Origin of the sequence: Qipengyuania intermedia (assembly GCF_019711615.1) — a bacterium.
In the GTDB taxonomy this organism is placed as follows: Bacteria; Pseudomonadota; Alphaproteobacteria; order Sphingomonadales; family Sphingomonadaceae; genus Qipengyuania; species Qipengyuania intermedia.
Genome location: NZ_JAIGNS010000003.1, coordinates 34,063 through 46,448, shown reverse-complemented (window position 1 = coordinate 46,448; position 12,386 = coordinate 34,063). Strand labels below are relative to the sequence as shown.

The following is a 12,386-nucleotide window of genomic DNA, read 5'->3' as shown; positions in this document are numbered from 1 at the left end:
GGCCCGAACGTCCGCAATGGGGGCGCAAAGCTGCCATTAATCGGGCATAGGCACCGCAATCTCCCATTGATCTTGGTGCCCATCACTTTCATGTCGGGTGCACCAATAAAGGCGGTCCAACAGGGCCGCCTTTATTGGTTCGGCGCATGAGGATCGAAAATCGTTCGGAATCGGAGCGGAGCGGAGATGGCGTAGCTGCGAAGCAGCGGAGCAATCCTGTCGGGCGCACCAAGTCACCGATGCTTCTTGTGGGAATATGCAGCGAGCACGGTGAGGCCTGCAGATGAAATCACCAGCGCGAGGCAGACGCCGCCCCAGCCAAAAACATCGTAGATCGCCGTCGCGGCAATGCTCCCGATCCCGCCTCCGACGAACATCAGGACGATATAGATCGTGGTGAGCCGCGTTCGAAGGTCCGCTGCGAGGGACAGAAAGGTCATGCGGCCCGTTACATCGATCCCCGGCCCGACCAGGTTCACCAGCACCAGCGGCACGATTAGGCCCCAGAGCGATCCGCTCATTGGATAGAACAGCGCGATACCAACCAACTGTATGGCCGCGAAGACCAGTCTCGCCTTGCGCGCCCCGACCAGATCGGCCCACCTTCCGAGGCGGGGCGTCGAAAAGATGGAGACGGCAGCGATCGCAGCGAGGTACCCCACCGTATCGGTGCCATATCCTACTTCGGGCGAGGTCAGATAAAGCGCGAGAGCCAGCCAGAGCGCGATGAATTGGGCGAAATTGAGTGCCTGGATTGCTCCCGAAAGTACGACATCGCGATGCTGCCGGGCGAGGGGAAAGACCGACCCCACCAGCGACCAGTACCTGGCTTGGCCGCGCTCGCGCTCGCCACCTTCCATCAGGTACGGAAGCGCGAGCGTAACGCTGATCATCAGTCCGGTCGCGATCCAGTACACCAGTCGCCAACCATAATGCTCCGCTATCCAGCCTGCACCCACACGCGCGATAAGAATACCGAGGATGACACCGGCCGTCAGCAAGGCGGTGACCTGACCCAGTCGCTCGGGTGCGACGCGTTTCGAGGCATAGGCGGGCAGGAGATAGGGCGCGATCGTAAAGAAGCCGAGCGACGTCGATCCCGCGAGGAACTGACCGAAAGTCTCGGCAATGGTCATGACCGCCAGGCTGACCGTCTGACCTACAGTGAACGCGATGGTGAGGCGCCTGTTGGAATACCTGTCGCCCAAGGGGAGAAGGAGCAGGATACCGACTGCCAGTGCGAGTTGGTTCAGGGCGGGGACAAGGCCGATCCGCGCCTCGCTCACCCCGAAATGAGATGCGACTTCGCCGATAATGGGATGGATATAATAGGCGTTGGCAGTCACCACCGCCGCCGCGATGGCCAGAAAGTATTCCTGCGAGCGCGTCATCAGCGCAGGCGTGGTCACCCCAGGTGGCCAGCTTTGCGCGCCATTGCGATCAATCCGGCCGCAAGTTCTTCGGGCTGATCTTCCTGGCAGAAGTGGCCGCAATTCGGCAATGTGCGGTGCTCGATGTCTCTGGCACCGGCGATTCGCTCGATCAGGAATTTTTCGCTGCCCTTGGTGATCGGGTCGTCCTCACCGAATAGCGTGAGGAATGGTCCCTCGTAAGCGGCGAGCGAAGGCCACGCTTTCTTGTTCTCCTCCACTCCGGGCATTCCGTCTTCTACCGGTACGAGGCTTGGGAAGGCGCGCGCCGCAGCCTTCGATGGCTCGTCGGGGAAGGGGGCATCGTAAGCGGCGATTTCTGCCTCTGAACGTTCGGTCGCTGTGGCACGGTCGAGCAGGGCTCCGATGCGGAATTCGGGAGAAGACCGCGCGAACTCGCGCCAGGCGAGAAATGCCGCCGAAGGCGTTCCGCCAGCGGGCAGGAAGGTGTTGCTCGCCACTACGCAAGTGAAAAGGTCGGGGTCATGTGCGAGCATCCGAAGGCCCAGCAATCCGCCCCAGTCCTGAACGAAAAGGGCAGCGGGACGCGGTTCTACCGCCGACCTCCATTGCTTCAGCCAATCGACATGCCGCTCATAAGTGAAGAATTCGGGATCGTCCGGCTTGTCGCTCTTCCCGAAGCCGATGAGGTCCGGTGCCAGCACGCGAAAGCCGGCTTCGACGAGAATCGGGATCATCTTTCGGTAGAGAAAGGACCAACTCGGCTCGCCATGGAACAAGAAGACGGGAGGTGCAGACTTGTCGCCTTCGTCCACATAATGCTGGCGGGCGGAATATCCTTCGCCGAGGTCGATCTCGATCCAGTTTTCCGCGAACGGGTAGTCCGGAATATCCGCGAAGCGATCGGCGGGCGTACGAAGGATTCTCATCGGGCTCTCCCATTACCGACCTCGAATGCCAGGCATCCGCGATCGGTTTCTGTTCGCAACCCCTAGGGCGTCGGCTTGCCGCTGTCACCAAGCTGGCTGACCGGCACCGTCTCCTTGAAGGTGTGCGTGACATAGGGGAAGGGAATCTCGATACCCGCATCGTCGAGTGCAGCCTTCACTGCGCGCACGACCTTGTCCTTGCTTTCCCAACCGGAGCGCGGCGTCGAACCGGCCCACCAGCGCACAAGGAAATCAACCGAGCTGGAGTTGAACTCCTGCGCAAAAATATCGACGCCCTTGCTGGCCAACACATCCTCGACATCTTCCACGGCGCGACGGATTACATCCGCTGCATGGTCGAGATTGGTATCATACGAGACACCCACGACAACTTCGTGGCGGCGCTGGTCCTCGTCGGTGAAGATCTCCACCGGGTTCTTGAACAGGATCGAGTTCGGAACGACCGTCAGTTCACCCGACAGCTTGCGAACATGGGTTTCGCGCAGTGTAATATGCTCGACCTTGCCGGTGATGCCTTCGCACTCGATGATGTCGCCGATGCGCATCTTTTCCCGCAGCATGATTAGCACGCCGGCAAGGAAATTCTCGAAGATATCCTGGAAGGCGAATCCGATCGCGACCGCACCGATCCCGAGACCGGCAAGCAAGCTGGCCGGGGTGAGGCTGGGGATCACGACGACTGCGGCGATGAACAGGCCGACCAGCCAGATGCCAAGGCGGACCAGCGTATCGATCAGATTCTTCAGGCTGGCGCGGATTTCCGTGCGGCCGACGAGCGCATCCGAAATCTTTACGGCGAAGCGCGCAACGATCCAGGTGACGAAAAGTATGATCAGCGCGATCGCGAAGCTGGGTAAAGCCTCTACCAGGCCAGTGCCCATTTCCCGCAGCTGGTCGCGCAGCGTTGCGATGTAATTCACCCTAAGAACTCCCTTTGGGAGGCAACGTCATGCCTCCGGCAGGGTTCCAGAATTGCAAACTATTAGGGTTTGCCCGCCTTAGGGCTGTTTCTTGCCGTGCTCTTCGCGTGCGATTTCGTGCAGCCAGTCTGCGTGGCGGGGAGCCTTCTTGGTCTCGCTCCATTCCTCCAGCATCATCGGCGCAACGCGCTTGAGTTCGGCGTACTGTTCTTCGGTGCCGATATCGGCAGCCAGTTCCACACGGTGGCCATTCGGATCGAAGAAGTAGATCGACTTGAAGATACCGTGATGCGTGGGGCCGAGAACATCGATGCCAAGGCTTTCGACATGCTCCTTGGCAGCAAGCAGTTCGTCTTCCGATGCGACCTTGAATGCCAGGTGCTGAACCCATGCCGGCGTGTTCTCGTCGCGGCCCATGTCCTTCTGGTTGGGCAGTTCGAAGAACGCCAGGATGTTTCCATTACCCGCGTCGAGAAACACGTGCATGTAAGGATCGTAATCGCCGGTCGAAGGCACATGGTCTTCTGCAAAGGCTGTGGTGTAATCCATGCCCAGAACCTTGCCGTACCATTCGACGGTCTCTTTCGCGTCCTTGCAGCGATAAGCGGCGTGGTGGACGCCGCCCAGCTTGACGGGATGATCGACTACGTCGCTCATTCGGCAGGCTCCGCTTCGACAGTCTGGGCATCCTCTACGCTGAGCACGCCGCGCTTGATCTGGTCGCGCTCCATGCTCTCGAACAGGGCCTTGAAATTGCCTTCGCCGAAGCCGTCGTCGCCCTTGCGCTGGATGAATTCGAAAAAGACCGGACCGACCTGTGCTTCTGCAAAGATCTGGAGCAAGAGACGCGGGGTGCCGCCTTCGGTGGTCCCGTCCATCAAGATGCCGCGCATTTTGAGGTCTTCGACCTTTTCACCGTGGCCGGGCAGACGTTCTTCGAGCATTTCGTAATAGGTTTCGGGAGGTGCAGTCATGAAGGGCACGCCGAATTCCTTCAGCTTGTCCCAGGCCTTGACGAGATCGTCGCAGATGAGGGCGATGTGCTGGATGCCTTCGCCGTTGAATTCGCGCAGGAACTCTTCGATCTGTCCCTTGCCGCCTTCGCCTTCCTCGTTGAGCGGGATGCGGATTTTGCCGTCGGGGGCGGTGAGCGCTTTCGAGGTCAGGCCGGTATATTCGCCCTTGATGTCGAAAAAGCGGATTTCGCGGAAGTTGAAGAGCGTCTCGTAATAATCCGCCCAGTACTTCATGCGGCCGTTGTAGACGTTGTGCGTGAGGTGATCGATCACATCGAAGCCGGCGCCTTCCGGATGCTTTTCGACACCGGGGAGATATTCGAAGTCGATGTCGTAGATCGACAGGCCTTCGCCGTCCTCGGTGGAATAGCGATCAATCAGGTAGACGATCGCGCCGCCAATGCCGCGGATTGCCGGAATGCGAAGTTCCATCGGACCCGGTTCGTTGGCGACCGGTTCAGCACCACGCTCGATCAGTTCGTCATAGGCTTTCTTTGCGTCGCGGACGCGGAAGCCCATGCCGCAGGCCGACGGGCCATGCTCGCGGGCGAAGAACCATGCGGCGCTCTTCGGTTCGTAGTTGAGGATCAGGTTGATCTGGCCCTGACGCCACAGTTGCACGTCCTTCGAGCGGTGGTTGGCAACATGCGAGAAACCCATCGCTTCGAAAACCGGTTCGATCACGCCTTTCTCAGGCGCACAGAATTCGACGAATTCGAAGCCGTCGAGACCAATGGGGTTTTCGAAAAGATCGGGCATCTCAATCCTCAGTTGTTCAATTTAGTTTCAATAGAAACCAAATACGGGATGGCTCCTTTCATGTCAAGAAACCAACGGGCGCCAACCTGGCCCGTTCCGACGGATTGCCTTCCAGGCAGGACGAGTCCATGTGTCGATCGATGGCAAAAGAAGACCTAGATGAAATACGCCGCGCCGTGAGCGCAGTCTGTTCCGATTTTCCTGGTGAATACTGGAGAGAGAAAGACCGCGAGCGCGCCTATCCGGCTGAATTCGTCGATGCGATCACGCGGGCGGGTTTTCTCGCTGCACTCATCCCGGAAGAATACGGGGGCAGTGGGCTCAAGCTCGATGCCGCGACGGTCATCATGGAGGAAATCCAGGCGTCCGGTTGCAACGGCGCCGCAGCCCATGCCCAGATGTATGTGATGAATACGCTGCTTCGCTACGGCAGCGAAGAGCAGAAGCGCAGCTATCTTCCGGGCATCGCCAACGGCGACCTGCGCCTGCAAGCATTCGGCGTATCCGAACCGACGAGCGGCACCGACACACTTTCCCTGCGCACTTTCGCCAAGCGGGAAGGCGATGAATACGTGATCAACGGCCAGAAGATCTGGACGAGCCGTGCCGAGCATTCCGACCTGATGGTTTTGCTGGCGCGTACGACACCGCGTGACGAGGTGGCCAAGAAGACGGACGGCCTCTCGCTCTTCCTCGTCGACATGCGTGAAGCGGTCGGGAATGGCATGACCATAAAGCCGATCCGCACGATGATGAACCATTCGACGACGGAGGTTTTCTTCGACGACACGCGTATCCCGGTATCGGCACTGATCGGCGAGGAGGGGAAGGGGTTCCGCTATATCCTGTCGGGCATGAATGCCGAGCGGATCCTGATCGCAGCCGAATGTATCGGCGATGCAAAATGGTTTATCGAAAAGGCGAGCGACTACGCCAAGGAGCGCCAGGTATTCTCGCGACCGATCGGCCAGAACCAGGGCGTCCAGTTCCCGATCGCGCGCTGTTATGCGCAGATGCGTGCCGCCGAACTGATGGTCCACCATGCCGCCGAGGTTTACGACGAAGGCGGGAATGCAGGGGCCGAGGCAAACATGGCAAAGATGCTAGCGAGCGAAGCCAGCTGGGCTGCTGCCGACATGTGCGTGCAGACGCTGGGCGGGTTCGGATTCGCCGAGGAATACGATGTCGAACGCAAGTTCCGCGAGGCGCGCCTCTACACGGTCGCCCCGATCAGTACGAACCTCATCCTCAGCTATCTGGCAGAGCACGTCCTCGGCCTACCGCGTTCCTACTGATCGGGCTGCAAATAGCCCTTGCGCGTAAAGGTTAACTGTGATTCTGTGTCCCTGATGAGAGGCAAGGTCAGACTCAACACACGGCAAAGGCAGAAAGCGTCGCACACTGCGGCGCTTGCGGCGTTGCTCGTGATGGGCGGTATCGCTGTCGCAGGGCCTTCCGGTCTGCTCGCATGGAGCGAGAACCTGCGCCTCCTCGACCAGCGTGAAGCGCAGCTGGCCGCTCTGCAGAAAGAACGTGCTGCGCTTCAGAACAAGGTCGCTCTCCTGCATCCGGATCACGCCGATCCGGACATGGTCGGCGAACTGCTCCGCAGCCAGCTCAATGTCGTCCACCCGGACGAAGTGGTCATCAAGCTCGACGACTGAGCCGGGCGCCAAGCCCTCAATTCCGTAAGGTTTTCGTATGCGCGCAGCTTGGGCGTTGCGCGGTGCGGGCCGCTATGCCTATAGGCTGAGCCATATTCCTCCCCGGAAGATAAAGGATGCTGTAGTTTGGCAAAGGCCCCCAAGAGCAAAGCAGCCGCGAAGGCGCCGAAGAGTCCCGCTGAAGATACGGAATTCGTCCTGCACTCATTGCAGGAAGAACTGGAGAAGAAGCAGCGCTTCGATGCCAGCACCGACCAGATGATGCACTTCTACGAACAGATGCTGCTAATCAGGCGTTTCGAAGAGCGCGCGGGCCAGCTCTACGGCCTCGGTCTCATCGGCGGTTTCTGCCACCTATATATTGGGCAGGAGGCTGTCGCAATTGGGCTGCAATCCGCGCTCGACGGGGACAAGGACAGCGTGATCACCGGCTACCGTGATCACGGCCACATGCTCGCTTACGGGATCGATCCCAAGGTCATCATGGCCGAGTTGACCGGCCGCGAAGCGGGCATCTCCAAGGGTAAGGGCGGGTCGATGCACATGTTCTCGACCGAGCATAAGTTCTACGGCGGTCACGGCATCGTCGGCGCGCAGGTCGCCCTCGGCGGAGGCCTGGCGCTCGCGCATCAGTACAACGAAGACGGCGGCCTGTGCCTTGCCTATTTCGGTGACGGGGCGGCGAACCAGGGTCAGGTCTACGAAACCTTCAACATGGCCGCGCTGTGGAAGCTGCCGATTGTATTCGTCATCGAGAACAACCAGTACGCGATGGGCACCGCGGTCAGCCGCAGCTCCGCAGAAACCGAGTTCTACCGCCGCGGTACTGCGTTCCGCATTCCGGGGATGAAAGTCAACGGCATGGATGTCCTCGAGGTGCGCCAGGCGGCCGAGATCGCGTTCAAGCACGTGCGTGACGGGAAGGGTCCGGTCCTGATGGAATGCGAAACCTATCGCTATCGCGGCCACTCGATGTCGGACCCGGCGAAATACCGCACCCGCGAGGAAGTGCAGGACATGAAGGACCACAAGGACCCGATCGAGGGCCTGAAGAAGGTCCTGCTGGAAAACGGCGCGAAAGAGGAAGACTTGAAAGCCATCGACAAGGACATTCGCAAGGTCGTCAGCGAGGCTGCCGACTTTGCCGAGAATTCGCCCGAGCCGGAAGCTTCCGAACTCTACACCGATGTCCTGGTGGAGGAGTATTGAGCCATGGCTATTGAACTGAAGATGCCCGCGCTGTCTCCCACCATGGAAGAAGGCACGCTCGCCAAATGGCTCAAGTCTGAAGGTGATGCCATCGAGATCGGCGACATCATCGCCGAGATCGAAACCGACAAGGCCACGATGGAATTCGAAGCGGTCGACGAAGGCACGCTGGGCAAAATCCTGGTCGAAGAAGGCACCGAAGGCGTGAAAGTCGGCACGGTCATTGCCATGCTGGCAGGCGAGGGCGAAGACGCCTCCGATCTCGATGCTCCAGAAGCAGCTGAGGTCGATGACGTACCGGGCGAGGGCAAGGACGTCGGCCAGGACGCCTCGGAAGCCGAGATCACCAAGCCTGCCCGCAAGGTGGACGTGAAGGATCCCGAAGTTCCGCATGGCACCAACATGGCCAAGGTCACCGTGCGCGAAGCGCTTCGCGATGCCATGGCCGAGGAAATGCGCCGTGACGAGCGCGTCTTCGTGATGGGCGAGGAAGTCGCGCAGTACCAGGGTGCGTACAAGGTGACGCAGGGACTCCTCGACGAATTCGGTCCGAAGCGTGTCATCGATACTCCGATCACGGAATATGGCTTTGCCGGCATCGGTGCCGGTGCCGCCATGGGCGGACTGCGCCCGGTGGTCGAATTCATGACCTTCAACTTCGCGATGCAGGCCATCGACCACATCATCAATTCGGCTGCGAAGACCAATTACATGTCGGGCGGACAGATGCGCTGCCCGGTCGTGTTCCGCGGCCCCAACGGCGCGGCAAGCCGCGTCGGCGCGCAGCACAGCCAGAACTACGGGCCGTGGTATGCAAGCGTCCCCGGCCTGATCGTGATCGCGCCGTTCGACAGTTCGGACGCGAAAGGCCTGCTCAAGGCGGCTATCCGCTGCGAAGACCCGGTCGTCTTCCTGGAGAACGAACTCGTTTACGGCCGGACGTTCGAGCTTCCCGAACTGGACGACCATGTCCTGCCGATCGGCAAGGCGCGGATCATGCGCGAGGGCAGCGATGTGACGATCGTGTCCTATTCGATCGCCGTGGGCCTTGCCCTGGAAGCAGCCGAAGAGCTGGCTGGCGAGGGGATCGACGCCGAAGTCATCGATCTTCGCACTTTGCGCCCGCTCGACAAGGAGGCGGTACTCAAGAGCCTCGCCAAGACCAACCGCGTCGTCATTGCCGAAGAGGGCTGGCCGACCTGCTCGATCGCTTCGGAGATCACGGCGATCTGCATGGAGGAAGGCTTCGATCATCTCGATGCTCCCGTCACGCGGGTATGCAACGAAGATGTGCCGCTCCCTTATGCCGCCAATCTGGAAAAGATGGCGCTGATCGACAGCGCGCGCATCGTCGAAGCTGCAAAGAAGGTCTGTTACCGGGACTAACGCTGCCTGCGCCACCTGCCCGGCTGATTCGCTTTTGCTGCCAGGCTGAGTGACGCGTTAACCTCTCTCCCAAAGTCAGGGACTCGCTGCGTTCTCCGTGTTCCGGAGCGACGCGCCCCGTCATTTTAACCTGTCTTTAGGGCTGTTGTTTTACCTCGCCGACATCCGGGGACCCTAAGAGGGAGCCTCGACATGTTGGATATGGGGTACGCAATGCTTCGCAAAGCGGTGCAGTTTCTGAAGCAGGTTCGCGATGATGCACGCGGCAACGTGCTCGTGCTCGTCGCCGCCTCGCTCGTTCCCATGGTCGGTACCATGGGCCTTGCCGTCGATGCTGCCCAATGGATCAGCTGGCGCCGTGACCTTCACAGCGCCGCCGATGCTGGCGCAATGGCGGGGGCACTCGCCATGAAGAATGGCGAAGACGTGGACGCCGTGGTCAAGAAGGTACTCGGCGAAAACTACCAGCACATTTACACTATCGAGGCGATCGAGACGCCGCCGACTGCCGGTGATTTCGCTGGCGACAACAGCATGGTCCGCGTCGTGCTCAGCACCTCGCGCGAACTGCCGTTCTCCAGCCTGTTCCTGGCGAGCGCGCCGACCATCAGTGTCGAAGCCGTGGCACAGTCGAGCTCGGAAGTTCCGAACTGCATGATTGCGCTCGACCAGAATTCGACCGGCCTGACTATCTCGGGCTCTGCCTCCGTCAGCATGAACTGCGGCATGGCTTCCAACTCGAATTTCGACGCAACAGCCTCGGGTACCAATACGATCAAGGCGGGCGCGCTGTCGGCCGTCGGCACGGTCACGAATTCCGGCGGTGTCACGAGCGATACAGCCATCAACAACAATGCACCGCCTGCTGCCGACCCGTTCGATGGCGTCGATACGCAACCGAATATGGTGTGTTCCGATTGGCCCCTGCCGTTCAAGGGTCCGGGCAATACGCTGGGGCTGAACTACGGCACCTATGGCTGCTATCAAGGCATCCAGATCCAGAACAACGCAACGGTGACGCTTGCGCCGGGCACTTACTACATCGGTGCCAAGGGCCTGAGCGTTGGCGGTAATGCTACGCTGAAGGGCACGAACGTCACGCTCGTTTTCACGAATACGGACAATCCCTTCAATGCGGGTGCAATCGGCAACATCACTCTTGCAGGCACCTCTTCGGTCCAGCTGACTGCCGCCGAAAGCGGACCCTACGAAGGTCTGATCATCGTGCAGGACAGCCGCCTGGTTGCCTCCAACAAGAACCGTCTTTTCCTGACTGGTGACAGCAAGTCGGTATTCGATGGCGCGATCTACGCGCCCAGCAACATGGTCGAATTCAGCGGTAACAGCAGCATGACGACCGACTGCCTGCAGATCGTGTCGAGGTTCATTACCTTTACCGGAAACACGAAGGTTACCAACAAATGCCCCGCAGGTCGCGGCGTCGCCTCCTTCAGCGGCAGCGAATATCTGAGGCTGCGCCAATGATCGCGACTTTTGCCAAACTCGTCCGCAGCACGCGCGGAAACGCGACGATCGAGGTTGCGCTGGTCATGCCGCTGGTGCTGGCCATGGCGCTGGGCGGGATCGATTTCGCGATGGGCTATCGCCACAAGGTGGAAATGCAGCAGACGGCCCAGCTGGGTGCTGAGTATGTGATGGGTACCCTAGAAAATGTCCCCCCAGACCCCGTTGTCGAAGCTGTGGTCAGCGACGCCTCGGGGCTACCCATGGGAAACATCAAAGTTCAGACCCGGATCGAATGCGACGGCGTGAAGCAAACGATCGGCGCGCCATTCTGCGTCAATCCGACAGCAGTCGAGACCAAGTTCATGACCATCACGGTCAACGAAGACTGGGAGCCGATGCTCAACATCAAGGGCATTGCTGATTACGCCACCAAACAGAACCACGTCGGCTCGGTTACGATAAGGACGCAATGATGCTGAAAAGGATCAAGACTTTCCTCCTCGATAATCGCGGTACGGCAGCCGTAGAGTTTGCACTGGTGCTGCCGCTGACCGTGACGATGCTTCTCGGCACGCTCAACATGAGCATCTACCTGTTCTTCCAGAACTCGTTGTCATCGGCACTCGACGAGGCATCGAGAGCGGTTTCCGTCTGGCCGATCCCGTCGGATTCGGACCTCCAGAGCGAATTCACCGATCACCTCCTGAGCGCACAGCAATTCGGGAATGCCCAGCTCGCGATCACGCATGGCACGGATGTGTCCGGCAGGGACTATGTCGACCTCGAAGCGACGGGCGGAATATACGTGAACCTCGTGTTCGTCGACCTGGGCACCATTCCGGTGCGCCTGACGAAGCGGTCCTACCCGCAGCTGTGATTTCGATTTAGCGGCGGGGAAGGGCGCGTCTTGCGTCCGCCCTCCATGTTCGTCATTGCGGCGCCATGGTCGAACAAGCCCGAACTGATCGGCAGGAACTTGGCGAAGAGGTAGAGCTCGCGCTCGCCTATGCGCGCCAGCATGATCGCCCCTTGATGAGATCCGTATTCGAGCTGGACCGCAGGCTCGCAGGGGTCGTTGCCACGAGCAGCGAGACCATGATCGGCCAGATGCGCCTTGCCTGGTGGCGTGACCTCCTCGAAAAGCCAGTAAGCGCGCGCCCGTCGGGCGAGCCGCTGGTAAAGCGCCTCGGCGATACATGGGGGGGAAGCGCTAGCGAGTTCTCCCCTCTCGTCGACGGATGGGAAACCCTGCTGGTTGCCGATGCGCTCGATAAGGAAACACTGAGGCAATTTTGCGAAGGCCGAGCGGAGGCGTGGGCTGCAATAGCCCGGGCGCTCGAGCTTCCCGGCACCGACCAGCGTCGCGCTTACAATGCCGGATATCGCTGGGCCCTGGCTGACCTTGCCGCGCATTTATCCGATGAGGGGGAACGCAGCATGGCGCTCGATCTTGCAAAAGGGCTCGAGCCGGCCGCGCCTTTGCATCGCCGCCTGCGGCCCCTGGCAATCCTGTCCGGCCTCGCCAAACGCTCACTAGCTATGGGAGGAGTACCATTGCTCGAAGGGCGCACGGCAGCATTACTGGCCTTGCGCATAGGGATTTCCGGCCGCTAGACAGTGACTT

The 12,386-nt window shown here is 60.1% G+C and carries 13 protein-coding genes; 8 read left to right on the top strand and 5 right to left on the bottom strand.

Annotated elements, in window-relative coordinates:
• Positions 1-233 precede the first annotated feature (233 nt).
• The 5 genes from K3179_RS12055 to hppD all read right to left on the bottom strand — a co-directional run bounded on the left by K3179_RS12055 (position 234) and on the right by hppD (position 5,036).
• The gene (locus K3179_RS12055; RefSeq protein ID WP_221565725.1) at positions 234-1,409 is read right to left on the bottom strand and encodes an MFS transporter; all 1,176 of its coding nucleotides are present in this window, start codon (positions 1,407-1,409) and stop codon (positions 234-236) included.
• Positions 1,406-2,320, bottom strand: coding sequence for a haloalkane dehalogenase (locus K3179_RS12050; RefSeq protein WP_221565723.1), 915 nt, complete (start codon positions 2,318-2,320; stop codon positions 1,406-1,408). The genes K3179_RS12055 and K3179_RS12050 overlap by 4 nt, the downstream gene beginning before the upstream one ends.
• Positions 2,321-2,382: 62 nt before the next feature.
• On the bottom strand, positions 2,383-3,261 hold the full coding sequence (locus tag K3179_RS12045; RefSeq protein WP_345722898.1) for a mechanosensitive ion channel family protein: 879 nt from the start codon (positions 3,259-3,261) through the stop codon (positions 2,383-2,385).
• A gap of 78 nt (positions 3,262-3,339) precedes the next feature.
• Positions 3,340-3,918 carry a VOC family protein gene (locus K3179_RS12040; protein WP_221565721.1) on the bottom strand — a complete coding sequence of 193 codons (579 nt, stop codon included), beginning with the start codon at positions 3,916-3,918 and terminating at the stop codon, positions 3,340-3,342.
• Complete coding sequence (hppD, locus tag K3179_RS12035) at positions 3,915-5,036, bottom strand: 4-hydroxyphenylpyruvate dioxygenase (protein WP_221565719.1); 1,122 nt, start codon at positions 5,034-5,036, stop codon at positions 3,915-3,917. Before hppD ends, K3179_RS12040 begins: the two co-directional genes overlap by 4 nt.
• A gap of 140 nt (positions 5,037-5,176) precedes the next feature.
• Between hppD and K3179_RS12030 the strand changes: the two genes are divergently transcribed.
• From K3179_RS12030 to K3179_RS11995, 8 genes are all read left to right on the top strand, one after another.
• Positions 5,177-6,331 (top strand): acyl-CoA dehydrogenase family protein, encoded by a 1,155-nt coding sequence (locus tag K3179_RS12030; RefSeq protein WP_221565717.1) that lies wholly within the window; start codon positions 5,177-5,179, stop codon positions 6,329-6,331.
• A gap of 54 nt (positions 6,332-6,385) precedes the next feature.
• Positions 6,386-6,700, top strand: a complete 315-nt coding sequence (locus tag K3179_RS12025; protein WP_221565715.1) for an FtsB family cell division protein — start codon at positions 6,386-6,388, stop codon at positions 6,698-6,700.
• A gap of 126 nt (positions 6,701-6,826) precedes the next feature.
• On the top strand, positions 6,827-7,909 hold the full coding sequence (gene pdhA, locus K3179_RS12020; RefSeq protein ID WP_221565713.1) for a pyruvate dehydrogenase (acetyl-transferring) E1 component subunit alpha: 1,083 nt from the start codon (positions 6,827-6,829) through the stop codon (positions 7,907-7,909).
• Positions 7,910-7,912: 3 nt separating this feature from the next.
• On the top strand, positions 7,913-9,295 hold the full coding sequence (locus tag K3179_RS12015) for a pyruvate dehydrogenase complex E1 component subunit beta (RefSeq protein ID WP_221565711.1): 1,383 nt from the start codon (positions 7,913-7,915) through the stop codon (positions 9,293-9,295).
• A 213-nt stretch (positions 9,296-9,508) separates the two neighbouring features.
• A complete protein-coding gene (locus K3179_RS12010; protein WP_221565709.1) occupies positions 9,509-10,780 on the top strand; it encodes a pilus assembly protein TadG-related protein in 1,272 nt (423 codons plus the stop codon).
• Positions 10,777-11,235, top strand: coding sequence for a TadE/TadG family type IV pilus assembly protein (locus tag K3179_RS12005; protein WP_221565707.1), 459 nt, complete (start codon positions 10,777-10,779; stop codon positions 11,233-11,235). Before K3179_RS12010 ends, K3179_RS12005 begins: the two co-directional genes overlap by 4 nt.
• Positions 11,232-11,639 carry a TadE/TadG family type IV pilus assembly protein gene (locus tag K3179_RS12000; protein ID WP_221565705.1) on the top strand — a complete coding sequence of 136 codons (408 nt, stop codon included), beginning with the start codon at positions 11,232-11,234 and terminating at the stop codon, positions 11,637-11,639. Before K3179_RS12005 ends, K3179_RS12000 begins: the two co-directional genes overlap by 4 nt.
• Positions 11,640-11,704: 65 nt before the next feature.
• Positions 11,705-12,376, top strand: coding sequence for a hypothetical protein (locus K3179_RS11995; RefSeq protein WP_221565703.1), 672 nt, complete (start codon positions 11,705-11,707; stop codon positions 12,374-12,376).
• Positions 12,377-12,386: the final 10 nt, after the last annotated feature.